Consider the following 24,496-nt stretch of genomic DNA (forward strand, 5'->3'; position numbering starts at 1 on the left):
GACTTCTTGCCGCCGGAAATGGAAATGCCTGGAATGTAAAAGCATTCCTGGCATTTTTTACGGTCTAGACCGAAGCGGTTCTATACATTAGATCTAAACTCCACCGCGTTCCGTTACAGACCAACCTCTGGGATCTACAAATCTCCCGAGCCTCCGGAAAGGAGTAGATCAGTCACTTGACCCGCGGTATCGCGCACTACGCTAGCCTCGAAGCACCTCGCCACCTGGCATGGGCACCCGCATCGGAGCGGCATCAAACCGGGGGCGGGGCACACGGCGGGAGAATCGGCCTGGTGGCGCTTGAGCGTCAGTGCCTTACCCTATGATTGGGATAAGGCCACCCTCACCCCGGCCGCCGCCGCTTACTGCTACCCACGGAGGTGACCGCAATGGCACGCGCACCCATCAACGGGGCCACGCTGACATGGGCACGCTCCGTCATGCACCTGAACGCCCAGGACGTAGCCAGCGCGGCTGGCACGACCCTCGAACGGACACTTGCATTTGAGTCCGGCGACGAGATGCCGACCCTCAAGCAGCTAGAGAAAATTGCTAAGAAGTTGGACCGGACCATGGCCTTCTTCTTCGCTCCTCCACCGGTGTCCACGGACGTCCCACAGACCGCTGACTTTCGTGGACGTGAAGCGGGACCCCTTCCGCCACTTCTGGCCCGCGAGATGCGCCGCGCGGAACAGCACCGTGACACCGTGCTAGACCTCCAGGGAGCCCCGGATCAGACAGCCCGAGTGAGTTCCATCGCTTGGGACTCTCACCGCAAGCGTGCCAGCGAGCTCCGTACCCAGCTCGGTCTCCGTGAGGAGTTTGTACCCCCCGAGAACGGTCAGAACCAGGTGCTGAACTTCTGGAGGGGGTTACTGGAGCACCATGGCTACCTCGTGTTCCAGACGACTAAGGTGCCCCTCAGCACCTTCCGAGGTCTGTCCATCCAGCACGAGTCCCTGCCAATCATCATCCTCAACGGGTCCGATTCCAACAACGGCAAGGTGTTCACCCTTTTCCATGAGGTGGCACATCTCGCCAACAGAACCAGTGGCCTGTGCGACCTAGATGAGGATGTGAACGAAGAAGCCATAGCTAACGCGTTCGCAGCGAACTTCCTCATGCCCCACAAGCAGGTCACGGCAATGGTGCAGATGTTGGATGGGGAGCCGGCCGACTTGGCGTTCAAGGTGGCGGCGCGCTTCAAGGTCAGTTTCCTGGCCGCAGGCATCCGCCTCCGAACCCTGGATGTCATTGATGACGATGAATTGGAAGCCATCTGGCAGAAGAGTGACGATGTCTGGGCAAAGAGTCGAGAGGACCAGAAAGCAAGACCCGGCGGGCCCGCCCCCTGGCGCGTGCGTTACCGAGACCTGGGTAGCACCTACATCGGCACCGTGGCACGCGCCGTGGAGGACTCCCGAGTTGACTGGATGGATGCCAGCTACCTCCTGAACGCACGCATTCCCATGGTCAGACAGATGTTTGAGGAGTATTACCGGAATGAGGGGAGTAGCCAGTGAGCTACACCCTCGATTCCAACATTCTCATTAACATGGAACGGCTCTACCCTCGTGACATCTTCCCGTCACTTTGGGCTTCCATCGAAAGCCTGGTTGGCCAGGGCGAGGCCTGCATCTGTGAAGCAGTCCTCCGCGAGTTGGAGCGAGGTGATGACGACCTCCACACCTGGGCAAAGAACCTCCACGGGTTCCTATGCACAACGCATCAAAGCGAGGTGCTGACAGTGGCGGCAATCACCCAGGCCCACCCCGGATGGGTGAGCGGGACCCAGAACGATGCCGACCCCTGGGTCATTGCCCATGGACTACAGGAGCAGCGGACAGTCGTTACCGAGGAAAACCTGAAAGGCCCCAACACCCCAGACCGAAATCAGAAGATTCCCAACGTTGCCCTAGAACACGGGGTAGCCACCATGAAGTTCTTCGGATTTGTCAAGGCGAAGGGCTGGACCTTCTAGCCGCTATGCACACCGCGGAAAGAACGCGGGGGCTGGATCTTGGTTTTTCTTGATGGCCCCGTCTTCGACCATTTCACGATACTTCGCAGTCACGCTGGTGTCTGGACGGCAGCGCCACGGAACCGCGTAGATGACGAAGCCTTCCCGAGATAGCAGGCTCCCAACCTGACCAGCTATGCGTCAACAGCATGAATCACTCGGAGATCGATCTGCGTTGTTAGCGGTCCAGAAAGGCCGCCAACCCATGCCAGTAGTCGACAGGTGGCCTCTCGAGCCCATTCACTCCCTTGAGCGGCCTCGTAGCGGGGTTGGCTGAGGAAGTTGACGGCAGGACAAACACGAGGCTTTCGCCCACCGCCCAATCCTGGGGGCCGAAGTGAACGTCTCCGAAATACCCGATGAATGAACCAAAGGATGCTTCCACACCGAGCTTCCCGGCGAAAGCTACGACTTTGGGCCGGAGGGTTGTGAGGCGGTCAATCAGGCCCTTACAATCAAAGCTGTCGCTTTGCTCCTCGCTGCCATCCATGCCAGCATAGGTCTTGCTGAGGTCGGTCAGACCGATCCCAAAGACAGGCAGTAGGTGGTCGTCGGTCGGCTTCAGCAGATTTGGGGTGAACCCAGTCTCGTGTAGCCAGCGGTAAAACCGGTTGCCGCCGTTGCTGTAGTAGTGCCCGGCTTCGGCGCTCCTCTTACCGGCGGATGCGCCAACAAAGACGACGCCAAGATCGGGGCCCATGATGTCCGGAAGCTTCTCCCCCGCCACACTGCCTCCTTCAGGTTGCACCGTTTCCCTCGCGAGCAAGTAGGCACGTTCTGGACCTATTATCACATGTCCAGACCATCCACCGATTCCGCATAGAGGGCGGGGCTGCAGCCGCAATTAGCCACCTCAGTCAGCACAGTGAGACCGAGCCCAACACGGACGACTCTTGCACCGCAATCGTCACCAGCGGCTCAGACGTTGAAGCGGAACTCCACCACGTCGCCGTCGTGCATAACGTATTCCTTGCCCTCAATACGGACCTTGCCCTTGGCCTTGGCCTCGTGCATCGATCCAGCTTCTATCAAGTCATCAAAGTGGACAACTTCAGCCTTGATGAATCCACGCTGGAAATCTGTGTGGATAACTCCGGCTGCCTGCGGAGCTGTGTCACCCTGACGGATGGTCCACGCGCGCGTTTCTTTCGGACCTGCCGTGAGGTACGTCTGCAAACCAAGGGTGTGGAAGCCAACGCGGGCCAGCTGATTCAGGCCTGATTCCTCTTGGCCACTCATCTCGAGCATCTCCCTAGCCTCCTCCTCATCTAGCTCAACGAGGTCGGATTCCAGCTTGGCGTCAAGGAAAATCGCGTCTGCGGGAGCCACAAGTTCACGCAGCTCGGCTTGGCGCTCCGGGTTGGCCAGAACTGCGTCATCAACATTGAAAACATAGATGAAAGGTTTGGCCGTGAGCAGGCTGAGCTCGGCCAAGTGCTCCATCTCCAGCTTGTCGCTCTTGATGGAAGCAAAGATGGTGTCCCCGCGTTCAAGGACAGTCTGGGCGGCCAAAATTGCCTTCAACTCGGCTGCATCGCGCTGCTTGAGCTTGACAGCCTTTTCCAAGCGCGGAATCGCCTTTTCAATGGTCTGCATATCAGCCAGAATCAGCTCTGTATTGATGGTTTCCATATCGGAACGGGGGTCAACCTTACCGTCCACATGAATAACATCGGGATCGTCGAAGACCCGGATGACCTGAGCGATCGCTTCAGCCTCGCGAATATTGGCCAGGAATTTATTGCCCAGCCCTTCCCCTTCCGAAGCGCCTTTGACAATTCCTGCGATGTCAACAAAAGACACCACTGCAGGCAGCAAGCGCTGCGAGCCGAAGATCTCAGCGAGCTTCGCCAAACGGGGATCGGGCAGGCTGACGACGCCAACATTGGGCTCGATGGTGGCGAACGGATAGTTCGCTGCGAGCACGTTGTTGCGAGTCAGTGCGTTGAAAAGAGTTGATTTGCCGACGTTGGGCAGTCCGACGATGCCAATTGTAAGAGCCACGGGTCAAGCTTACCGGCAGGGCGCCCATTTTGTTCAGCCGCGCGAATTCAGCACTCCGCTCCCTGAACACGGACTCGGGGGTAGTTATTACTTTCCGCCCGCCGTACACCGGGTGCTAAACGTAATATCTACCCCCTGGCGCCGTGCCGAGGCTGCAGCGAGAAGAAACGCTCAATGTCAGTGCTTCATGCGAAGGTAGTTTCATGAATGGAATTGGGTGGCTTGTAGCCGTATTGATGTTGGTAGTTGGGCTGGTGCTCGGCGCTGCCGCAGTAGCGTGGGTGCTGCTGGGCAGACTGCGCGGTGCAAACGAGGAGGCAGATGCGGCCCATGAGCGGGTGGCCGCGCTCAATACGAGTTTTGCTGGTGCGGATGCAGAACGCAGGCTTCTTGCCTCGCAGAATCACGCCCTCACAGCTCAGCAAGGCTCTGATTCGAACGTCCTGCAGGCATTGGGGCCTGTCTCCGAGAAGCTCAGCGCCGTGCAGCGCCAAGTCGCTTTGCTCGAGCGTGATCGTGTAGAACAGTACGGTCAGCTCGCCGAACAGCTACGAGCCGCTAAGGACGCAGACGCCAAATTATTGGCCACGACCTCATCGCTGGCCTCAGCCCTTCGCTCCAATAGTGCCCGTGGCAAATGGGGCGAAGTCCAGCTGCGCCGTGTGGTGGAGTCCGCTGGCATGCTTGCCCACGTCGACTTTGAGGAACAGGTCCACACCGCCACGGACGACGGCGTTCACCGCCCCGACATGATTGTCCGGCTTCCCGGTGGTAAGGAGTTGGTCCTGGATGCCAAGGTTCCATTATCTTCCTTTCTCAACGCGCACGACGCCGGCACAACCGACAGCGCCGAATCACAGCAACATTTGGCTCGCCATGCCAAAGCCGTTAAGGCTCACATTGATGCGCTGGCTGGTAAGCAGTACTGGGCCTCAGCGACAAACTCTCCGGAACTGGTGATTTGTTTTGTGCCGGTGGAGTCAATCCTCTCAGCGGCACTGATGTCCGACCCCGGTCTCTTGGATTATGCAATGTCCAAAAACGTGGTGCTCGCCTCGCCCATCTCACTTATGGCCATTTTGAAGTCCGTGGCCTTTAGTTGGCGCCAAGACGTCCTGACCGAAAGCGCCAAGGAACTCTTTGAGCTCTCAGCCCAGCTGTACACGCGTCTGGGCACCATGGGCGAGGCCGTTTCAGCAGTAGGCGTCTCACTTAAGACAAGTGTTGACCGCTACAACAAATTAGTGGGAACTCTCGAAGCAAGGGTTCTGCCCACCGCCCGCAAGCTCAATGCTCTTGACCCGAAATCGCTTGAATCTCCTGCCCAAGTGGAGAGCACCCCGCGAATACTCACAGCTCCTGAATTTGAGGAAACACCAAGGATAAATCAAGCTATTTAGTGTTTTATGGTCCAGGCTAATTACAGCAGGTTGGCGCTGCGAACTCCCTTGTAATCGGGGTCGCCGGCTGCCTTCAATGTTGCGCGTAGTTCTTTGGGCAGGGAGAACAAGATGTCTTCTTTTGCCGTGACTACTTCTTCCACTGACTCGTAACCGTAAGTGGCAAGCAGGTGCAGCACATCCTGGACAAGCACTTCAGGTACTGAAGCCCCACTGCTAACGCCTACACTGGCCACGCCTTCAAACCAGGTTTCATCAATTTCGTGGGCAAAGTCCACTCGGTAGGATGCTTTGGCACCGTACTCGAGAGCAACTTCCACCAAACGGACCGAGTTGGAGGAGTTGGCTGAACCAACAATTATCACCAGATCGGCTTGAGGGGCTATCTCCTTGATGGCAGTCTGGCGGTTCGTGGTGGCATAACAAATATCGTCGCTGGGAGGATTCTGCAACTTCGGGAACCGCTCACGCAAGATTTCAACAATCTCCATAGTCTCATCCACTGACAGAGTGGTCTGAGAAAGCCAGATCAGGCGGTCGGGGTCTGCAACATGAACGGTCCGAGCCTCATCCGGGTTGTTCACAATCGTGATGCTCTCGGGTGCCTCGCCATAGGTTCCTTCCACTTCCTCGTGGCCTTCGTGGCCGATCAGGAGAATGTGGTTTTCTTCCTTGGCGAATCTGACAGCTTCCTTGTGAACCTTGGTTACCAGCGGGCATGTGGCGTCGATGGTCCGCAGCCCGCGCTCCGCAGCGGACGCAACCACGGCCGGGGAAACACCGTGGGCGGAGAAGACCACTAGTTCACCTTCTGGAACTTCCTCGTTCTCTTCCACGAAGATTGCCCCGCGTGCTTCAAGGGAAGAGACAACATGAACGTTGTGCACAATTTGTTTGCGTACGTAAACGGGTGCTCCGTGATGTTCAATCGCCTTCTCCACGGCAATGACGGCGCGGTCTACTCCAGCGCAATAGCCACGCGGGGCGGCAAGCAGGACGCGCTTTTCTCCGCTCACAGGGGCGGCGGCGGCCACCTCTTCGGGCGACCTGCGACGGCGCGGAACGGCGGGCATAGGAAAAGAAATTGCAGTGGTGCTCATACCCACCATCCTACGTGCCATCCTACGTGGTGCGTCTGCCCTTAACTATGAGAGCTCCAACACCAGCCACGGCCACCACTGCCGCCGTCACGAATGTGAGGGTAATCCCACCCTGCCAGCTTTGCCGCGCAAGGACACTGAGCTCCTGGCCAAACTGCTGCGCAACCTCCGGCCCAACAACAAGTTCCGCCAGGATCGTCTCCACAAAACCTGAGCCCGCCACCCACAACAACGCCACCACTGCCAGTCCCAAGCCAGCCAGCACAACTGTCACAGCGCGCCGTCGGGCAACCACTATCCCCAAAATAAGAAGATCCACGGCGATAAAAGCCAACCAGCCACTCCAACCGGCCACCATGGTCAGTTTGGGTAGCAACTGGGCCACCTTAGGCTGATCAAGGCTCACGACTACGTCTTTAGGGGTGGGCACAGTGATGCCGATATCCTTGCCGACACTAGCGGAAATCAAGCCAACTAGCGGAGCAATATCCACCAGGACATCCCCCTGAATATCTTTGTTTCCGGCGGCGTCAAAAGTCAGTTTGTGGCTACGCTTCAGGGTATCTTTCCACGCTTGGGCATAGCCAGGGTCGGTGTAAATGCTACGGGCCGCAGAGTTAATGACAGCAGCCGCGATATTGTTCAGCTGCGGTGGCAGGTCAAGTGAGGCTGTTGCCTGGCTGGTGGCCATGGCTGACAGTCCCTCTTGGAACGCCTCATTACTGCCAAGGGGGCCGGCAAGCTCAACAAACCCGGCCTGGGCAACAACGTTATGTTGCATCCATATGGCTGGCCCGGCTACGGCTGCTAACAGCAACGCCAGGACGACGAGAAATACTGAGGTAAGCGTGCGCATGAACCATCCCAAAACACGAGAATTTTCTGACATTGGACTCCAACATTAGTGCATGGCTGTGGATGACGGTGTGCCAGTGTCAGTGCGTGAAGCTAGAGTTATTTCAAGACTGTATGGTGGCGTCCCACTAGTCACCCAGGCTGAAGACCCCAGGCTGAACACTCAGATTGAGCACTCAGAGCAAAGGACGGCGACACTGTTATGGCGGACACCCCGGAGCGTCAGGTTATTGCGCCAACGGCGGCCGAGACCTCACCTGAAAACCCGTGGCCTTTGCAACTACTGAGCCAAAAGCTCAAGTCCCACATTGAGAAAGCCCCGCCAGCTTGGGTTGAGGCCCAAGTGATCGAGCTGAACAAGCGTGCCAACGTCAGCTATCTGACCTTGCGTGACATAGACGCTGAGGTCTCCTTGAGTGTTACGGTGTGGGGCTCTGTTCTGAGCCGTTTGGAAGCACCTTTGGAGCAAGGTTCCCGTGTTGTAGCCCAGCTCAAACCAGATTTTTGGCTCAAGACAGGCCGCCTGTCCATGCAAGGACAGGACATTCGGCCTGTGGGCTTGGGGGATCTGCTGGCACGGATCGAACAATTGCGCCAGGCCTTGGCGGCTGAAGGACTCTTTGACCCGCGCCGTAAAAAGCCGCTGCCGTTACTCCCCCACCGGATTGGCCTGATCACGGGCAGAAATTCAGATGCTATGAAGGACGTGATTCGCAATGCCTCGTTGCGGTGGCCTGCAGTGGAATTTGAAGTGCGCGAAGTTGCCGTCCAGGGCGTCAATGCAGTCACGGCTGTTATCGGGGCGCTGAGGGAACTCGATGCCGATCCCCGGATCGATGTCATTGTCATTGCCCGTGGTGGCGGTTCCCTCGAGGACCTGCTCGCTTTCAGCCACGAATCATTGGTCCGTGCCGTGGCTGCCGCGCATACCCCCATTGTCAGCGCTATTGGTCACGAAGCGGACAGGCCGCTCCTGGACGAGGTTGCCGATCTGCGTGCTTCAACGCCAACCGCTGCCGCCAAACGTATTGTCCCGGACGTTGGCGAGGAGCTGCGCCGCGTAGATCAGGCACGATCGCAGCTCAACCGCAGAATACAAGGCCTCCTGGACCGCGAAACTGAGCGCCTGCTTTATCTTCGGTCCCGGCCAGTGCTGGCAAACCCTATGCTCATGTTCACAACAAAGTATGACGAAGTTACCTCCTCACGCGGGCGGATGCGCACCGCCGTCCGCACCCAGGTAGGGCGTCATTTCGACCAGCTCAGACACCTCCGCGCCCAAGTTCGTGCCCTGTCTCCGCAAAAAACTCTCGACCGAGGGTATGCGGTGGTTCAACTCGAAGACGGGGCCATCGTCAGGGACCCCGAGCAGGCCCCCGCCCGGACACTCTTGAGAGTTCGAGTTGCAGGCGGAGATATCACCGCCGTAAGCACCGAAGGTACAGCAGCACCTCGTACCGATGACTCATCTGCCAAACCGCTCGTCTCAAACACCACATCAGCAAAGGACTCAGTATGAACCCCGCCGAAACACCCGCTACCCCCACTAATATTGACGCACTCAGCTACGAGCAGGCCCGTGAACAACTGATGAACGTGGTCAACCAGCTCGAGGCCGGCAGTTCAAACCTTGAGGACTCTTTGGCCCTCTGGGAACGAGGCGAGTCACTGGCTAAGCGTTGCGAAGAATGGTTGGAAGGCGCCAAAGCCCGCCTCGAAGCCGCGCGTTCCATTGACAATCAAGTACCCTCGGAGCAGTAATTTAAAGTGTGAAGGAAATGCAGTGAGAGCCGAGATCGAAGTTGCTGGCCGTAAACGGTCTTACCAGCTGATTACAAGAACGTCAGCTGATACTCAAAGTCAGCAAGAAACCTCCGCCGTGCTCATTTTTTTACACGGTTCCAAGCAAACCGGGCAGTCGGTACGCGAGTTCGCTGGGAACAGCATTGATCAGCTGGCAGACAACGGGCATGTGGCAGTTGTTTACCCGGATGGACTGCAAAAACGCTGGAATCATAATAAAAACAGCTCCGGCAGTACCAATGATGTTGCTTTCATAGAATCCCTGGCAGACCATTTTCATGGCAAATACGGTCCCATTCCGGTGATTATTGCTGGTTTTTCCAACGGCGGACAGTTGGTCATCCGGCTGATTCATGAAAACCAGGAGAAATTCCATGGAGCCGCTATCATCGGTGCCACACTGCCACGACCGGGGGGTTTGGACTTCGCCGATCAGCTAAGACCATTACCGGTGCTGCTGATCCACGGGACAAGTGACCTTGTGGTTCCATACGGAGGTGAAGGCTGGTTTGCCACGTTCTTCGGTGGCCGGCGCGGACCCTCAGCCCTGAAAACGGCCCAGTACTTCGCTGCGCGCAACTCGATCTCTAACCCGCCTTTGCATGAGGTATTGCCGCATCGCAAGGAGAGCGGTAGGACCACTGTTGGCCTCACCCGCTTTGAGCAGGATGCGCTCCCAAGCGTTTGGCTTTATACAGTCAGAGGCGGCGGTCACGTGGTGCCGAACCGCCATCGAAAAGCCATCTTTCTCGCAGGCAGAACAACCCAGGACATCACAACAGCACAGGCACTGGCAGACTTTTTTCCCGTACTGCGCAAATGATGCCCAGACGCTTTCTCCTACTGCGCTTCTTTCGCATGCTGCGCTATCTAGGAGTACCGTGCTTCTCAATGCATGCGGCTGTCCGCATCAAGCGTCTTTAAGCCGGGCACGCTCAGCGGCAAGGTCGTAGTCACCTGCCGGCCATTGCAGATTCAGACTTCCCAGTGTCTTAATAAGAATTTCTTGGACTGCCATACGGGCGTACCACTTCTTGTCCGCTGGGACCACATACCAGGGCGCATTCTCGGTGCTGGTCTGCTCAAAGACACGCTGGTAGGCGTCCATGTACTCCGGCCAAAACTCACGTTCGTCCAGGTCTGTAGGACTGTATTTCCAGTACTTCGTGGGGTCATGTAAACGCGCGGTGAGCCGTTCTAGCTGTTCCTTAGGACTGACGTTCAACATGATTTTTACAATAGAAGTACCAGATTCAACCATCTCTGCCTCAAACTCGTTGATGGCTTCATAGCGCCGCTGAAGTTCGTCGGCATCTGCCCAAGCATGAACACGGTGGATCAGCACATCTTCGTAGTGGGACCTATCAAAGACGCCAAACATCCCAGGTACTGGGGCCGCGGGGCGTACACGCCAGAGAAAATGGTGAGCCTTCTCCTCATCAGTTGGTGCCTTGAACGTGGTCAGCTGCACACCTTGCGGATCTACCGAACCAACCACATGCCCAACAATCCCGCCCTTGCCTGCGGTGTCCATCGCCTGCAAAATCAACAAAATCGATTTTCTGGAGCCAAAACGACTTTCGGCGAAAAGCTGCTCTTGAAGCTGGGCAAGCACAGGTGCCCTCGCTGCCAAGGTTTCGGCGCCGTCGGACTTCTTGCCTGAAAAACCTGGAGAGACATTGGTTGCTTGCTCCGCAAGAGAAAAGCCGGAATCTACTTTCAGCAAATCGCTTGGGTGTTTAGTGAATCCAATTGGCAATGACATGGTGGGCCTTTCCCTAGGGTTTGTAAGTACTGAGGAATTCTGCGATGCGTCCAATGGCTTCTTCCAGGACCAACACATTAGGCAACGTCACAAGGCGAAAATGATCGGGACGAATCCAATTAAACGCTGTGCCATGTGAAATCAGGATTTTTTGGGATTCCAGGAGATCCAAGGCAAATTTCTCGTCACTTTTGATCGGGTAAGCCTCCGGGTCAAGTTTGGGAAATAAGTAGAGCGCACCCTTGGCCTGATTGGTAGTAACCCCGGGGATGTCGTTGAGTACCTTATAGGCGATGTCCCGCTGTTCCTTGAGCCGACCGCCAGGCAGGATCAGATCCTTAATGCTCTGGTATCCCCCCAAAGCTGTCTGAATGGCGTGCTGTCCAGGGACATTGGCACACATGCGCATATTCGCCAGTAGGTTGATCCCCTCAAGATAATCCGCTGCCCGAGCCTTGGGCCCGGAAATAGCAAGCCAGCCAGAGCGATACCCACAGATCCGGTAGGCCTTAGACAACCCGCTGAAGGTCATGCACAGAACGTCATCACCGGTGATGGTTGCTGTGTTGATGTGTTCGGCATCGTCGTAGAGAATCTTCTCGTAAATCTCATCCGAGAACACCACCAACCCGTACTTGTAGGCAAGGTCAACCATGGCTTTCACGATGTGTCTTGGGTAGACCGCGCCGGTGGGATTGTTGGGGTTAATGATCACTAGGCCCTTGGTTTTGGCGGTGATCTTCGATTCAAGATCCTCAAGATCCGGCCACCATTCCTGGTTCTCGTCACAGAGGTAGTGCACCGGACGCCCGCCCGCCAGACTCACAGATGCGGTCCACAAGGGGTAATCAGGAGTGGGAACAAGCACTTCATCGCCGGTATTCAGCAGCGCCATCAGGGACAGCGTGATCAATTCGCTGACACCGTTTCCCAGGTAGACATCATCAACGTGGATGTTTTGGATACCTCGCGTTTGGTAATACTGCACGACGGCGGTCCTCGCCGAAAAGATCCCCCGAGAGTCGCTGTAGCCCTGAGCGTGTGGCAGGTGAGCCATCATGTCCACCAAAATGGCATCTGGTGCCTCAAATCCGAAAGGTGCCGGATTACCAATGTTCAGCTTCAGGATTCGGTGCCCTTCGGCTTCCAACTTTTGGGCCCGTTCCAGCACAGGTCCACGGATATCGTAGAGAACATTGTGAAGCTTGGTGGACTGCTTGAAATCTGCCATTTACCCAATATGGCACAGCTGCTCCGTGTTTGCTTCCGCAACGTGCCCACCTTCGCAGGCCAATGGCTAAGAACTGGCCTTGACAAGTCCCTGCTGTACCAGCCAGATGGTTGCAACCTCGGATAAGTCGCCATAGTGACGGTCCTGGGACAGGCGGTTAAGGTTGGCTAGCTCTTCTGTGTTTAGAGCGGCGCTGACCCGGTTCAGAACCGCCTGCACTTCTGCCGGAACCCTGTTCTTGGCCACCAAAGGGACAACGTTTTGGCTGAGAAAAAGTCCTTTGGGATCACTGAGTATCACTAAGGAGTTATCCGCTATCGCAGGAGAAGAATTGGGCAGCTGGGCAATTTGGATTTCATCCCGCAAGAGGGACCAGAGAATGCTCACGTCGTTGAAGTCCAGGGTGGGCATCAGCGCCTTGTAACTTTTTGGCGTGCAGTTATAGTCGTTGCCCAAGCCGGGTAAGCCCCGCTCCTTGACCTTAAACTCCGCCGAGCCACCCATGCCCAGTTTCTCGCACACCTTCCCCAAATCGGAGAGGCTCTTGAGCTGGTATTTCTCCGCCGTGAGTGCTGTGACCACAGTGACGTTGCTATTCTCGGTTTTGGCTGTATCCAGCAGGCCGATACCGGTTGGCAACGAGGTTTTTAGCGCATCAATAACATCGCCTGCACCCACATCAGTATCGGCAGGGGCAATGGCGGACAGTGCCAAACGAGAATAAACGGGAACAATGTCCACGCTCCCTGCCTCCACGCCCGAAACTACGGCCCCTTGGTTGAGCGGGGGCTTAATAATCTCGGCCTTGACGCCTGCAGCATTCAACGCCGCGGCGTACACGTGGGCCAGCAGGGCACCTTCTTGGGGGTTCACGCCGTCGGGCACTTCCGGGGTTGCCACCTTGAGGGGAACCTGCGCTACTTCTTCAGAGGCGGTATGAATAGTGGTAATTGGTTCAGGAGTGCAAGCAACTGTTGTCCCCATGAGCAACAGGAAGATTCCCAGTGCGACAACTAATTTTCGATGCACTGCACTTCTCCCTAAAACTTTTTTATTACCCCAAATCCTCAACATACGTTACCCCGACAAGACCCAAATTGGGCTCTTCAAGAAGTTCTCCATGCGTTCCGCCGCGTTCGAGTTCCAACACAGTTATCTCATTGCTGCCGGTTCTTAGCAGCGGAGCGGGAACGTACAGGGTGATTTGGGGGCCCACTTCCCAAAATCGTCCCAGCAGAAAACCATTGATCCACACCACGCCTTTTCCGAAACCTGGCAGTGCCAAGTACGTGTCGGCAGGCTCTTGGACGTTGATCTCACCGTGAAAGTACCCCGGCCCAAGGGTATCAGCGGCGGCACTTTCATCAGCTGGTCCAGACAGCGTCCCCGGGCTTCGAGCAGGGACACCGATCTCCAACAGTTCGGTCAACGGCCTCTCCAGATTGATGGGGCGCTGCTCCCAATGGAAGACGTAACGTTGGTTGATCAGTACCCCGTCGAGGATACCTTTGCCCTGACCAAAGAATGGTCCGTAGTTCACACGGCCCTGGTTCTCCACCAAAATTTCCAGTTTTGCCAGCCCGCCGCCAGTTTCAACGTTCAAACCCTGCGCACCAGTCGCGTCATTGAGGACACCCGCGTAGACGTTGTCCACCCAGATGTAGGCTCTGTCATGCAAATCCCTAATCTTGATGGTTGCCTCACCGACCGGCAGGATCGCTTTTGCGCCGTAGTGGACCATGCCTCGGTCAAGACCCAGTTTTTCAAAAGCTAGTGGCTTAACGCTCGCCACAGGTTCGATGTCCCTAACAAAATCAAGCAGTCCCGTACCCCGGGTCAGATCAAAATGGCGGGCCGGCAGCACGGGTATAGGACGGGACAATTTCTCAGGGACAGGCGTCAGTTCCCGCCCGGATGCTGCAAAGAAAATCTCACGCATTGCATGGAACTTCTCTGTCAGGTGCCCATCCTCAGCAATCGGGGCATCCGAGTCGTAGCTGGTGACTGTCGGTTGAAGGGCGCCGTCGTGGTTTGCCCCAGATGCCAGACCAAAGTTGGTCCCGCCATGAGCCATGTACAGACAGATCGAGCCATCAAGGTCAAGAATCTTTTTTACTTCGGCTCCCGCATCAATTCCGCCGCGGGTGTGGTGATCTTCACCCCAGTGGTCAAACCAGCCATTCCAGAATTCAACGGTGAAGAACGGCTCACCGGGGCGCCTTCGTTCCCACACTGCATCCGCCTCTGGCCCGCGGGAGCCAAGAGTCGCCGTCGCCCACGTCTCTGGCAGGGAACCGCCGTCAAGGAAGTAGTCCGTACCGCCGTCGGCCGTAAACAAAATCTCAGTGATACCGCGATCCAGCAGCGCTTTGTTGTTCCAACGCAGATATTCCACATCGTCACCGTAACTGCCGTACTCATTCTCGACTTGCACGGCAATCACCGGACCTCCATGGCACGCCTGTAATGGCTCAATGATCGGCAGCAGGACATCAAACCACTCTTCAACGGCGTTGGTAAACAACGGATCTGATGAACGCAGCACCATGTCAGGGTTGGAGATGGCCCATGAGGGGAAACCTGCGTTGTCCCACTCGGCACAGATGTAAGGACCGGGGCGGACAATGACATCCAGCCCCGCATTTCCGGCCAGAGTAATGAAGGCGGCCAAGTCTTTCCAACCACTGAAATCCGGGGCGAGGTCCTTATAGGGCTGGTGAAAATTCCATGCAACGTATGTGTCTAGTGTGTTCACCCCCATCGCCACAAGCCGGTCAATCCGGTCCTGCCAAAGCTGGGGATGGATCCGAAAATAGTGCACGGCACCGGCAATGATGCGGTGCGGTTCACCGTACCTAAAAAGTTTCCGGTTTGCGTAGGACAACGCCGGAGGGGTCGTGGCACCCCCGGAAGTTGCCGGCGTTTGAGGCTGAACGGGCTTTTCCGGTTTTAGGCGGGCGTTATCAGCCGGTTCCTCTGGTGAGATCGTGGACTTGGACAACTAAACTCCCGGCACTAATTTTTAGGCTGATACAAAGACTTTGATATGCATAACAATTCTAAGCCTGGCAGTCTGGGAAAAACGCCATGCCGCACCGTCGCACCCAGAATTAGCGGTATGTTACAAGTAAACAATCTTGGCTCTTTGGGGACCCGCTCCCCGTGCCGCAGCCCACCCGAAACACGTCACACTTAGAGGATCTCAATGAGCACGGAACAGTTCACTCGCGGGCCGGCAATGCGAGACGTCGCAGCAGCAGCACGCGTCTCCGCGCAGACGGTTTCTCGAGTGCTCAATGAGCACCCTAATGTCCACGACAGCACAAGGCGGCGTGTTCTGGCAGCCATTGAAGACCTTGGTTACCGACGGAATAATACGGCACGCGCACTCGTCACTGGACGCTCTAAAACGATTGGCGCACTGACACTAGCAACTAACAATTACTCTCGATCCTCGTTGGCGTTGGGTGTTGAACTTGGCGCACGCGAAGCTGGCTACACAGTGACATCCGCGACCTCCAGCTTCAATGTCCAAGCCTTAACCGATGCCGTGAGCCGATTGGTTCACCAAGGAGTCGATGGCATCATTATCTCCGCACCCTTGCACGACGCAGCTGCGCAGATCAGCAAAATTACCTCGAGAATCCCAACTGTCAACACTGATGGGTCTTCCAACATGGGCCAGAACATGGTCGGTGTTGATCAGGATACTGCCGCTGTTTTAGCAACCAAACATTTGCTGGAGCTAGGACACGAAACCGTATGGCACATAGCCGGTCCGCGCGAATGGTCGGATGCTGCAAGCCGCCTTAACAGCTGGCGGCGAACCCTACGGGAAGCAGGCGCTACGGTCCCGCCCGAGCTTTACGGCGATTGGAGTCCCGAATCCGGTTACCGCAATGGACTCATCTTGGGCCGCATGCCAGAAGTCACAGCAATCTTGGTGGCTAGCGATGAAATGGCATTTGGCGTAGTCCGCGCGTTGACTGAGTTGGGGCGGCGTGTCCCTGAAGATGTTTCAGTGGTCGGCATTGATGACATTGATTTGGCAGCCTTTTCCAACCCTCCCCTGACAACAATTCGCCAATCGTTTGAAGAGACCGGCCGCCGCGCTGTGCAACATTTGGTTGCCCAGATCAATCACCCCGAGATGGCAAGCACCCCGGAGCTGGTTGCGCCGAGTCTGATGATTCGCTCAAGTACTGCGGCGCCCCCTGCACGGGGCTAAACGGCTAGCCCTGCGTTGCGTGGGCCTGCGTCGCTACTAGCAGGGGGATCCCAAAGATGGGGTCCTGCTTGAGAATCTGCACATCGCTATAACCAAGCCCTGCCAGGTGTGAGATAAAGGCCTCTTGAAGTGCCGGGACGTTACTGCCCATGCCACTGCCCAATACGATGGGTCCTGAAATATTCAGCTGACTCGCCACTTTCGCAGCCATGGCAGCGAGGTCCTTAGCCGCCTGATCGACCAATGCCGATGCGTGTGCATGGCCATTTTCGGCAGCGCCAAAGATTACCGGGGACGCCGCTGCCCAGTAACGACGAGTGGTGCCCTGATGGAAGTGAGCAATCAGTTCCCCTGGCTCCTGGAGCTGGCAGTACTTCAGAAGTGCAGCCGTCAGCTCGTCTACTGGCTTCCCGGAATCCATCCGTTCCAGACTGTAGCGAACTGCTTCACGGCCAAGCCAATACCCGCTGCCTTCATCCCCAAGCAAATAGCCCCAACCTCCGGCACGCGCTTCCTGGCACACTTGGTTCATGCCCCAGGCGGCCGAGCCGGTCCCAGCAATGACGGCAACCCCTGTTGTAGTCCCGCCCGCGGCGAGAAGAAGGCGAGTGTCATGCACCACGCTCACGTGCGCACCAGGAACAAAAGGTGAGATGAGGCTGCGAAGTGCTGCTGCGTCGTCGTCCGTGTCAACACCGCCGGCACCGGCATACACCAGGCTGGCCTCACTCACGTCCAATCGGGCAAACAGCGTGGCCATATTCTCCGCGGCAGTCTCCGGGGTCACATTTTGGACGTTTGTACTGCCAACGCTGAAGTCGGAGGTGATGACACCCTCACTCCACACGATGCCGCGGGTTTTGGAGCCACCAATATCAAGGCCCACAAAACGGGCAGGCAGCGCAGCAGGGTTCAGCGCAGGAAGGTTCAGCGCAGCAGGGTTCAGCGCAGCGGGGTTCAAAGGCGTATTGTCCACGCCTCTAGACTAATGGCATGTTCACCACACCTTTGATAGCCGCCCCCATGGCTGGCGGAACAACCACCACTGAACTTGCCTTGGCGGCCCAAGACGCCGGCGCATTTGCGTTTGCTGCGGGTGGATACAAGACCGCCGATCAGCTGGCCGCTCACATAGCACCACTGCGCTCCGCAGGCATCGATTTTGGCGTGAACCTGTTTGTCCCGCGAACCGCACCACTGACATCCGTTCAACTCATCGAACTGAGCGAATACCGCACCAAATTACGGACGACGGCGGGACTCTACGGTGCCGCTGTGCCCGAGGAGTTACTAGCCGAGGACGATCCTAGGGTTCAGGACTACTGGGCCCAGAAGATTGCATTACTGCTGGCCGATCCAGTAGCGCTTGTCAGCTTTACCTTTGGGCTTGCTCCTGCCGATGTCGTGGAACAGTTGCACAAAGTGGGGACACAGGTACTTGCTTCTGTTACGAGCGTTGCAGAAGCCGTGGCCGCCGCCAAATCCGGAGCAGATGCATTGGTGGTCCAACACGCCAATGCCGGTGGCCATAGCGCCGCCTTTATTACGGCGACGGGGACGCCTCCGGTGGCGGGTGCGGTGGAAGCCAGTCGCAGTGGGTCCAGTGGGAATGGGTCCAGCATGAAGCCCGCCACGCTACCACAGCTGATCAGCGAAGTTCGCTCCGAGGTAGTGCTTCCACTGGTGGGTGCCGGCGGTATTTCCACCCCGGAAGACGTCAAAGCCGTATTAGCAGCCGGTGCTGAATCGGCAGCCATCGGCACAGCCTTGATCCGCACTAATGAAAGCGGTGCTCGGTTGCTACATAAGAACGCTCTAGGCGATCCGAGCTACACAGACACTGCTATTACTCGAGCTTTCACCGGCAAGCCTGCTCGGGCACTGATCAACGATTTCGTGCGAGATTATACGGACGCTGCACCGCACGCCTACCCTGATGTGCATTTCGCAACGGCACCATTGCGCGCAGCAGCGGCAGCTCAGAACAATCCACGGGCACTAAATCTATGGGCCGGCTCCGGCTGGAAATCCGCCAGGACGGGACCTGCGGCAGCCGTCATTGCAGGCTTTCTCCAGTTCCTTTAGCCGCGGCGCTGCTGCTTCTCTAGCGAACCCAAGGCCCATAACCGTTGAAGTGCTGTACTCAATTATTCGGCAATTTGCTATTATGGCGAACTAACGGCTGCCCTCCGAGACGGGTTGGGCGTGAGAATCGTGAACTTTGGAGGATCTTTTGGCAACTGCAGCGAAGAACGTTCGGCGAGATCCAGCGCAGGGACAGCTGTCACCTGAGCCTCTTGACGCGGTCGACCGTCAGATCATTGACACTCTGGTCTCAGATGCTCGGATCACCAATAGGGATCTTGCTGACGCTGTGGGCATCGCCCCATCCACGGCGTTGATGCGCACCCGCGCTCTTACGGAGCGCGGGGCCATTGAGGGCTTCGAGGCAAAACTGAATCTGGCCTCGATTGGCCGCGCTGTTCAGGCCCTCATAGCCGTTCGGCTGCGCGCTCATGACAGAGACCAGATCGACACGTTTACGGCGCGCGTACCCCTGCTGCCCGAGGTTCTTTCCACTTTCCACACTTCCGGTTCGGTGGATTATTTGCTGCACATCGCTGTCCGTGACACCGACGCCCTGCGGGACTGGGTACTGGATAATTTAACCACTGATCCAGTGGTTGGGCACACCGAAACCACGCTTGTATTCAAGCATATTCCGGGGCATACAGGTCCGTTGGACTAACCAGCGTGCATGATTTTCGTTTAGATTCGCCCATAATGGGCAAGTGACCATCATCGACAATGCCGTATACGTGGACGGCAAGCGCTTCGCTACCCCAGAGAACCTCGAGCAGACCTATGAGGTTATGGACTCCTGCAATGGGATGGCCTGGATCGGCATGTTCCGCCCTGATGCCGAGGAAATGAAGTCTCTGGCCGCCGAGTTTTCGCTGCACGAACTTGCGGTTGAGGATGCCATCAAGGCCCATCAACGACCCAAACTGGAGCGCTACGACGACGTCGTTTTTACTGTGCTGCGCCCAGCTCGCTATATTGACGATACTGAGACTGTTGAATTTGGTGAGCTCCATGTTTTCACTGGTCCTGACTTTGTACTCACCATCCGTCATGCCGAGACCCCTGGCCTATCCTCAACCCGAAGCCGTCTGGAAGGCGACCCGGAGCTACTGGCGCTTGGGCCGGAAGCGGTGCTTTACGCCATCATGGACCAAGTGGTTGACGACTACCAGCCAGTGATCAGCGGCCTGGAAAATGATATTGACGAAATAGAAGACCAGCTTTTTGCGGGGGAACCCAACGTCTCACTGCGTATTTACCAGCTCTCCCGCGAGGTCATCCAGTTCCAGCGCGCCATCCACCCCTTGCAGGACATTGTGCAACGACTCCAAGCCGGTTATGAAAAGTACAGTGTCAACGTTGAACTGGAACGTTATTTGCGCGACGTTCAGGACCATATTGAAATTGTCACGGCCAAAGCGGATTCCTTTCGTCAGCTGCTGCAAAACGCGCTGACGGTTGACGGCACGCTGACCACCAACCGCCAAAATGAAGCCGCTGCCGCCGAAAATGAGCAGGTTAAGAAGATCTCTTCTTGGGCAGCTATCCTCTTTGCGCCGTCCTTTGTGGGCTCCATCTACGGCATGAACTTTGACATCATGCCCGAACTCCACTGGGCATTCGGCTACCCCTTCGCCTTAACTCTGATGTTCCTGGTGGGACTTTCCATGTACCTGATCTTCAAGAAAAAGACCTGGCTCTAGCCCTCTCCGATTTCATCTCTCCTCGCCCCTTACTCCTCGTCGTGCCCCTCGCCCCTTACCCCTCGTCGAGATTGGAGATAATGACACCTCTAAGTAGTGTTCGGGTGTCATTATCTCCAATCTCGACGGGAAGGGGTTGCAACGGGAGGGACTTAGGTACGCGCCAAGGCAGAGATGTCTTCCAAGAAGTCCGCGGACACGGCATCGCTGACGGTTGCCTTGGTCTCGGCAATCCGCTCCAGGTAGTCGGCCGTCACCGGGCCACGGCGTTCGGTGGGAACAACGCCATCGAACATGGCCTTTTCCAGCGCCCGCTGTGAGGCACTACGAGCAGCAAATTCAATGTCCGCCGGGGAGAATCCACCGCTGGCCTCAACTAAGGTTTGAACATCAATTTCAGCTACCAGGTGGGCTGGAATAAAGCGGTTCCACATGGCTGTGCGGGCTTGATCATCGGGCAAACCGATGGGGATAACGTAGTCGAACCGCCCGTGGCGCAGGAACGCAGAATCCAATGAACGGATGAAGTTCGTGGCGCACACCAGCAGCCTGCCGGGCTGATCACGGAACGCCGGGATGATCTTGAGCAGCTCATTGGTGACACCCTGCATCGGCGAAGGCGGCTCTCCCGAACGCTGCGAAGCGATCTCCTCAACCTCGTCAATAAAGACCACGGCGTGCTCAAGCTCTGCGATATCCAAGAAAGTCTGGCGCAGCGCACCGGCCAATCCGCCAGGCTCACCGGCCAGACGCGAAGGGAACACTTCCACAAATGGCCATTCAAGGCGGGAGGCAATGGCCTTGGCAAAGGTTGTCTTTCCAGTGCCAGGAGGGCCAAAAAGTACGACGGCGCGGGGCGGCACCACACCGAACTCCTCCGCAAGTGCTGCTTCAGCCAGCGGCATGACCAGCCTTCGCTCAAGGAGCTCTTTCTCTGCGGTCATACCAGCGACGCGGTCCCACAGATCACGTGGCAGGACCCTACCGCCAAGTTCATCCAGCACCCCCAGCTCAGCTCGCTGCACTGGGATGTGACGCTCAAAGTAACGCAGGTTCTTTTTCACCACGAAACCGCGGTTGGTGAATGCTTCCACACGATTTTCCGTTTCCGGCATCAGCGCAGAAAGCTTGTTTAGTCCGTGTGCTGCCATACGGTTTTCCACCGCAGCGAGAAGGAGTGTCCCGATGCCGCGGCCACGGAAAATTGGCAGAGTTGCCAGAAAGACTATCCAGCCTTGATCGTGCGCAGCCCGCCCAACAGCTGCGCCAATGATCGCATCACCTTGAACGGCCACCACCGCATGGTCCTTCTCGCACGAGGCAAGCACTTCGGAGAGGTCGTAAACAGGTTCCACACCGTTGTCGCGCAGCGACTGCCACAACGCCAGAATGCCTTCAACATCTTGCGAATGAAAATCGCGAATAGTCCATGCCGTCATGTCACTGCCGCTCCCTTGCGTTAGCCAATATCTGAATGATGGCACAGGGCTCACGTTCCCCGGAAATTTGGTGGCAGGAAGGTTACTCACCAGTAGTAACCTTTGGCTGAGGTCAACAAGTTTCCCCGTAGTGCCATTTCTCACAACTAGAAGGGAAACAATTTGCTGGAACTCGGCGCTGCATATGGGTGGACCATTCTTCACTCTTTTAGGAAGTTGCCCCATGAGCATTGACATCGCCACTGAAACCGAACTCAACACCGAACTCATTCTTGATGCTGGCACAGCAGCTGCCCTGTTCCTCGAGGCCCGAACCGCAAATAGTTTCACTGATGAGCAGATTTCGGATGAGACCCTGCAGGCCGTCTACGCATTGACAAGGATGGGGCCCACGGCAATGAATATTCAGCCTCTGCGGATTACGTGGGTTCGCTCCACCGAAGCCCGCGAGGCCCTGGTTATTAACATGGCAGCGGGGAACAAGGAAAAGACATTGGCCGCACCTTTGGTGGCACTGTTGAGCTATAACCCTCGTTGGCATGAAAATTTGGCCACCACAACACCACATATGGCCAGCAAGGTGGCCTCGTTTGCCGAGAACTCAGCCCTGCGCCAGACCATGGCATTCGATAACGCCCACCTGCAGGCTGGCTATTTCATTCTGGCTGCACGCTCAGCGGGTCTGGCCGTGGGCCCCATGAGTGGGTTCGACAGTGCTGGTATGGATCAGGAATTCAATGCGGATTCCGGACTGAAGTCATTTCTCGTGGTGAACTTGGGCCGGTCCAATGGCCGCATAGACCGCGCGCGCCTTCCGCGCCTGAATTTCGACGCCGCAAACACAACCGTATAAACACCTCAGCATTTCATTACCTGGGTGAAATTAACCACAAGCGCGATGTCCTTGTTTTTCACAGTTTTTCAAAGTTTTTCACACGGAGAGCGCACTTTTTTGTTTGCCACACTTTGATAAATCTGGAATTTTCGCTGCTATGGCAAGAGACTGTTGATACGGAACGCTCACCAAAGAATCGGCGCTTTAGCCGTCGGCGTGAAAACTCGTCAGCAGAATCATGGCAATTTTTGTGCGACTATCCTGTATTTTCAGCTAATGCGCGTTTTAGTAATTTTGACGGCTGGTTGGGGCTGGCGATACTTGGAGGATGACTACTCCAGGAAACCAATTCAGCCGCCGCCTCAAGCCCCTCATCGCCGTGGCGTCAGTGGCACTTTTGGGCCTATCACTGGCAGCCTGCTCTCCTGCCTCCACTGATGCACCCAGTGAGTCCTCCCCAGTTGCCGTGTCAGAATCTGCAGCACCCGCCACGCCAGCCCCAACAAAGAGCGCCGCTGCCGTGGAAACAACAGCGCCGCCCGCCACCGCTACCGAGCGCAAAGTCACCGTGAAGGTCACCGGCGCCAAGGATAGTGCCCTCGTGAAGTCACTTGTGGTGACAAACGATGACAAGGAAACAGATGGAGAGATGGTTCAGCAGACTCTCCCCTATACCCAAGAGTTCTCCCTTCCTGCCGGGGCTACCTTCACCAAGATTTTGGTCTTGGCGAAATACCCCTCGGGCGGCACGGGCGAAATCTCCTGCACGGTCAGCGTGGATGGCAAGGAAGTTGCAACGAACAGCTCCAGCAACCATGAGCCTGCCAAGTGCCTGTTCGTTGAAAAGGACACTAAGTAGGCGGAGCACACCACGGACTGGATATTTCCAACCTCCAGCGCGTCCCAGCGTCTATGAGTGGTACCGGCGGTTAGCACGCACCTGCTAGCCAGTAGTACCAGGCGTAGACGCTGTTTTGTGTCGGCAGCCCAGGAACACTCAAGTAGACCCGGCTAGACTGGCGCCATGAACGCACATGATCCCGCTCCCGTCACAGTCACTGTCACCGGAGCAGCAGGCCAGATAGGTTACGCCCTCTTGTTCCGGATTGCTTCCGGAGCCATGCTGGGCCCTAACGTTCCCATTAAATTGAATCTTCTGGAGATCCCGCAGGCGGTGCAGGCCGCGGAAGGCACAGTCCTTGAACTCATGGACTGTGCCTTCCCGCTCCTAGCCGGTGTGGACGTTTTTGACGATCCGTACAAGGCGTTCGACGGCGCGAATCTCGCCATGTTGGTTGGTTCCCGTCCTCGCGGGCCGGGTATGGAGCGCGCTGATCTCCTCAGCGCTAATGGCGGTATTTTCTCCGTGCAGGGCAAGGCCCTGAATGCTGGAGCGGCATCAGATTTGAAGGTGGTTGTTGTGGGTAACCCCGCCAATACCAATGCGCTGATCGCCTCCTCCCACGCTCAGGACATTCCGGCCTCCCGTTTCACAGCTATGACACGTCTGGACCATGACCGGGCGCTGGCACAGCTTGCTGCGAAAACCGGCACGGGTGTTGCTGCAATTAAGCGGGTGACCATTTGGGGCAACCATTCGGCCACCCAGTACCCCGACCTCAGCCATGCAACAGTTTCCGGGAAACCAGCCACTAGTTTCCTGGAGCAGTCGTGGATTGTGGATGAATTCATACCCCGTGTAGCAAAGCGGGGCGCGGAGGTCATCGCGGTCCGTGGCGGCTCCTCAGCTGCTTCGGCTGCCAACGCCGCCATAGAGCACATGCGCCTGTGGGTGCAGGGCACACCCGAAGGAGATTGGACGAGTATGGCTGTCCCTTCCGACGGGTCTTATGGCGTGCCAAAGGGTTTGGTGAGTTCTTTCCCCGTCACCACGCACGACGGCGAAATCACCATTGTGCCCAACCTCGCCATCAGTGACTTCTCCCGCACCAGAATTGACGCCTCCATAGCCGAACTTGAATCAGAACGGGACGCTGTTTCCGGTCTGGGGTTGCTCTAACGCCGCGG

The 24,496-nt window shown here is 56.8% G+C and carries 23 protein-coding genes; 13 read left to right on the forward strand and 10 right to left on the reverse strand.

The window, feature by feature from the left end:
* The first annotated feature begins 389 nt into the window (after positions 1-389).
* A complete protein-coding gene (locus QMG40_RS10630; RefSeq protein WP_283531025.1) occupies positions 390-1,523 on the forward strand; it encodes a helix-turn-helix domain-containing protein in 1,134 nt (377 codons plus the stop codon).
* Positions 1,520-1,981, forward strand: a complete 462-nt coding sequence (locus tag QMG40_RS10635) for a DUF4411 family protein (RefSeq protein WP_283531026.1) — start codon at positions 1,520-1,522, stop codon at positions 1,979-1,981. The genes QMG40_RS10630 and QMG40_RS10635 overlap by 4 nt, the downstream gene beginning before the upstream one ends.
* A 217-nt stretch (positions 1,982-2,198) precedes the next feature.
* On the opposite strand, the gene QMG40_RS10640 is transcribed toward QMG40_RS10635, so the two are convergent.
* Together QMG40_RS10640 and ychF are read right to left on the reverse strand one after the other, a co-directional pair.
* Positions 2,199-2,747, reverse strand: coding sequence for a mismatch-specific DNA-glycosylase (locus tag QMG40_RS10640; protein WP_283531027.1), 549 nt, complete (start codon positions 2,745-2,747; stop codon positions 2,199-2,201).
* A gap of 191 nt (positions 2,748-2,938) precedes the next feature.
* Entirely contained in the window at positions 2,939-4,024 is a 1,086-nt protein-coding gene (gene ychF / locus QMG40_RS10645; RefSeq protein WP_283531028.1) for a redox-regulated ATPase YchF, read from the reverse strand.
* Positions 4,025-4,227: 203 nt separating this feature from the next.
* On the opposite strand from ychF, the gene QMG40_RS10650 reads away from it, so the two are divergent.
* Positions 4,228-5,424: a DNA recombination protein RmuC gene (locus QMG40_RS10650; RefSeq protein ID WP_283531029.1), complete on the forward strand. Its 1,197-nt coding sequence runs from the start codon at positions 4,228-4,230 to the stop codon at positions 5,422-5,424.
* 20 nt (positions 5,425-5,444) lie between these two features.
* Here QMG40_RS10650 and QMG40_RS10655 read toward each other — a convergent pair whose 3' ends face one another.
* Entirely contained in the window at positions 5,445-6,524 is a 1,080-nt protein-coding gene (locus QMG40_RS10655) for a 4-hydroxy-3-methylbut-2-enyl diphosphate reductase (RefSeq protein ID WP_283531030.1), read from the reverse strand.
* Positions 6,525-6,546: 22 nt separating this feature from the next.
* Entirely contained in the window at positions 6,547-7,413 is an 867-nt protein-coding gene (locus QMG40_RS10660) for a hypothetical protein (RefSeq protein WP_283531031.1), read from the reverse strand.
* Between the two features lie 168 nt (positions 7,414-7,581).
* On the opposite strand from QMG40_RS10660, the gene xseA reads away from it, so the two are divergent.
* From xseA to QMG40_RS10675, 3 genes are read left to right on the forward strand one after another with little or no spacing between them, the layout of a single operon-like run.
* On the forward strand, positions 7,582-8,898 hold the full coding sequence (gene xseA, locus QMG40_RS10665; protein ID WP_283531032.1) for an exodeoxyribonuclease VII large subunit: 1,317 nt from the start codon (positions 7,582-7,584) through the stop codon (positions 8,896-8,898).
* Entirely contained in the window at positions 8,895-9,140 is a 246-nt protein-coding gene (locus tag QMG40_RS10670) for an exodeoxyribonuclease VII small subunit (protein ID WP_283531033.1), read from the forward strand. The genes xseA and QMG40_RS10670 overlap by 4 nt, the downstream gene beginning before the upstream one ends.
* A 22-nt stretch (positions 9,141-9,162) precedes the next feature.
* The gene (locus tag QMG40_RS10675) at positions 9,163-10,005 is read left to right on the forward strand and encodes a CE1 family esterase (protein ID WP_283531034.1); all 843 of its coding nucleotides are present in this window, start codon (positions 9,163-9,165) and stop codon (positions 10,003-10,005) included.
* An 87-nt stretch (positions 10,006-10,092) separates the two neighbouring features.
* Here QMG40_RS10675 and QMG40_RS10680 read toward each other — a convergent pair whose 3' ends face one another.
* The 4 genes from QMG40_RS10680 to QMG40_RS10695 form a co-directional block, all read right to left on the reverse strand.
* Positions 10,093-10,947, reverse strand: coding sequence for a PPK2 family polyphosphate kinase (locus tag QMG40_RS10680; RefSeq protein ID WP_283531035.1), 855 nt, complete (start codon positions 10,945-10,947; stop codon positions 10,093-10,095).
* A 13-nt stretch (positions 10,948-10,960) separates the two neighbouring features.
* Positions 10,961-12,178, reverse strand: a complete 1,218-nt coding sequence (locus QMG40_RS10685; protein ID WP_283531036.1) for a pyridoxal phosphate-dependent aminotransferase — start codon at positions 12,176-12,178, stop codon at positions 10,961-10,963.
* A gap of 66 nt (positions 12,179-12,244) precedes the next feature.
* Entirely contained in the window at positions 12,245-13,207 is a 963-nt protein-coding gene (locus QMG40_RS10690; protein WP_283531037.1) for an ABC transporter substrate-binding protein, read from the reverse strand.
* Between the two features lie 25 nt (positions 13,208-13,232).
* Positions 13,233-15,179: a glycoside hydrolase family 35 protein gene (locus QMG40_RS10695; RefSeq protein WP_283531038.1), complete on the reverse strand. Its 1,947-nt coding sequence runs from the start codon at positions 15,177-15,179 to the stop codon at positions 13,233-13,235.
* Positions 15,180-15,383: 204 nt separating this feature from the next.
* Here QMG40_RS10695 and QMG40_RS10700 point away from each other — a divergent pair, with 204 nt between their 5' ends.
* Positions 15,384-16,406 (forward strand): LacI family DNA-binding transcriptional regulator, encoded by a 1,023-nt coding sequence (locus tag QMG40_RS10700; protein ID WP_283531039.1) that lies wholly within the window; start codon positions 15,384-15,386, stop codon positions 16,404-16,406.
* 4 nt (positions 16,407-16,410) lie between these two features.
* Here the strand turns inward: QMG40_RS10700 and QMG40_RS10705 are convergent, their stop codons facing one another.
* Positions 16,411-17,382 (reverse strand): N-acetylglucosamine kinase, encoded by a 972-nt coding sequence (locus QMG40_RS10705; RefSeq protein ID WP_283531040.1) that lies wholly within the window; start codon positions 17,380-17,382, stop codon positions 16,411-16,413.
* Between the two features lie 17 nt (positions 17,383-17,399).
* On the opposite strand from QMG40_RS10705, the gene QMG40_RS10710 reads away from it, so the two are divergent.
* The 3 genes from QMG40_RS10710 to corA all read left to right on the forward strand — a co-directional run bounded on the left by QMG40_RS10710 (position 17,400) and on the right by corA (position 20,194).
* Positions 17,400-18,491 carry a nitronate monooxygenase gene (locus tag QMG40_RS10710; RefSeq protein ID WP_283531041.1) on the forward strand — a complete coding sequence of 364 codons (1,092 nt, stop codon included), beginning with the start codon at positions 17,400-17,402 and terminating at the stop codon, positions 18,489-18,491.
* 148 nt (positions 18,492-18,639) lie between these two features.
* Entirely contained in the window at positions 18,640-19,155 is a 516-nt protein-coding gene (locus tag QMG40_RS10715; RefSeq protein WP_283531042.1) for an Lrp/AsnC family transcriptional regulator, read from the forward strand.
* A 43-nt stretch (positions 19,156-19,198) separates the two neighbouring features.
* Entirely contained in the window at positions 19,199-20,194 is a 996-nt protein-coding gene (corA, locus tag QMG40_RS10720) for a magnesium/cobalt transporter CorA (RefSeq protein WP_283531043.1), read from the forward strand.
* A 152-nt stretch (positions 20,195-20,346) separates the two neighbouring features.
* On the opposite strand, the gene QMG40_RS10725 is transcribed toward corA, so the two are convergent.
* Positions 20,347-21,633 (reverse strand): ATP-binding protein, encoded by a 1,287-nt coding sequence (locus QMG40_RS10725; RefSeq protein ID WP_283531044.1) that lies wholly within the window; start codon positions 21,631-21,633, stop codon positions 20,347-20,349.
* Positions 21,634-21,856: 223 nt separating this feature from the next.
* Here QMG40_RS10725 and QMG40_RS10730 point away from each other — a divergent pair, with 223 nt between their 5' ends.
* The 3 genes from QMG40_RS10730 (at position 21,857) to QMG40_RS10740 (ending at position 24,488) form a co-directional block, all read left to right on the forward strand.
* The gene (locus QMG40_RS10730; protein ID WP_283531045.1) at positions 21,857-22,486 is read left to right on the forward strand and encodes a malonic semialdehyde reductase; all 630 of its coding nucleotides are present in this window, start codon (positions 21,857-21,859) and stop codon (positions 22,484-22,486) included.
* Positions 22,487-22,796: 310 nt separating this feature from the next.
* Entirely contained in the window at positions 22,797-23,327 is a 531-nt protein-coding gene (locus tag QMG40_RS10735; protein WP_283531046.1) for a hypothetical protein, read from the forward strand.
* Between the two features lie 165 nt (positions 23,328-23,492).
* Positions 23,493-24,488 (forward strand): malate dehydrogenase, encoded by a 996-nt coding sequence (locus tag QMG40_RS10740; protein WP_283531047.1) that lies wholly within the window; start codon positions 23,493-23,495, stop codon positions 24,486-24,488.
* Positions 24,489-24,496: the final 8 nt, after the last annotated feature.

Origin of the sequence: Arthrobacter antibioticus, from assembly GCF_030063205.1 — a bacterium.
In the GTDB taxonomy this organism is placed as follows: domain Bacteria; phylum Actinomycetota; class Actinomycetes; order Actinomycetales; family Micrococcaceae; genus Specibacter.

What these genes read in the sequence shown, in the direction of transcription:
- QMG40_RS10710 (WP_283531041.1), top strand. Translation starts at nt 17,400, where the DNA reads ATGTTCACCACACCTTTGATAGCCGCCCCCATGGCTGGCGGAACAACC.
- QMG40_RS10670 (WP_283531033.1), top strand. Translation starts at nt 8,895, where the DNA reads ATGAACCCCGCCGAAACACCCGCTACCCCCACTAATATTGACGCACTC.
- QMG40_RS10740 (WP_283531047.1), top strand. Translation starts at nt 23,493, where the DNA reads ATGAACGCACATGATCCCGCTCCCGTCACAGTCACTGTCACCGGAGCA.
- QMG40_RS10685 (WP_283531036.1), bottom strand. Translation starts at nt 12,178, where the DNA reads ATGGCAGATTTCAAGCAGTCCACCAAGCTTCACAATGTTCTCTACGAT.
- QMG40_RS10660 (WP_283531031.1), bottom strand. Translation starts at nt 7,413, where the DNA reads ATGTCAGAAAATTCTCGTGTTTTGGGATGGTTCATGCGCACGCTTACC.
- QMG40_RS10680 (WP_283531035.1), bottom strand. Translation starts at nt 10,947, where the DNA reads ATGTCATTGCCAATTGGATTCACTAAACACCCAAGCGATTTGCTGAAA.
- xseA (WP_283531032.1), top strand. Translation starts at nt 7,582, where the DNA reads ATGGCGGACACCCCGGAGCGTCAGGTTATTGCGCCAACGGCGGCCGAG.
- QMG40_RS10655 (WP_283531030.1), bottom strand. Translation starts at nt 6,524, where the DNA reads ATGAGCACCACTGCAATTTCTTTTCCTATGCCCGCCGTTCCGCGCCGT.
- QMG40_RS10735 (WP_283531046.1), top strand. Translation starts at nt 22,797, where the DNA reads ATGACTACTCCAGGAAACCAATTCAGCCGCCGCCTCAAGCCCCTCATC.
- QMG40_RS10630 (WP_283531025.1), top strand. Translation starts at nt 390, where the DNA reads ATGGCACGCGCACCCATCAACGGGGCCACGCTGACATGGGCACGCTCC.
- QMG40_RS10725 (WP_283531044.1), bottom strand. Translation starts at nt 21,633, where the DNA reads ATGACGGCATGGACTATTCGCGATTTTCATTCGCAAGATGTTGAAGGC.
- QMG40_RS10730 (WP_283531045.1), top strand. Translation starts at nt 21,857, where the DNA reads ATGAGCATTGACATCGCCACTGAAACCGAACTCAACACCGAACTCATT.
- QMG40_RS10700 (WP_283531039.1), top strand. Translation starts at nt 15,384, where the DNA reads ATGAGCACGGAACAGTTCACTCGCGGGCCGGCAATGCGAGACGTCGCA.
- QMG40_RS10650 (WP_283531029.1), top strand. Translation starts at nt 4,228, where the DNA reads ATGAATGGAATTGGGTGGCTTGTAGCCGTATTGATGTTGGTAGTTGGG.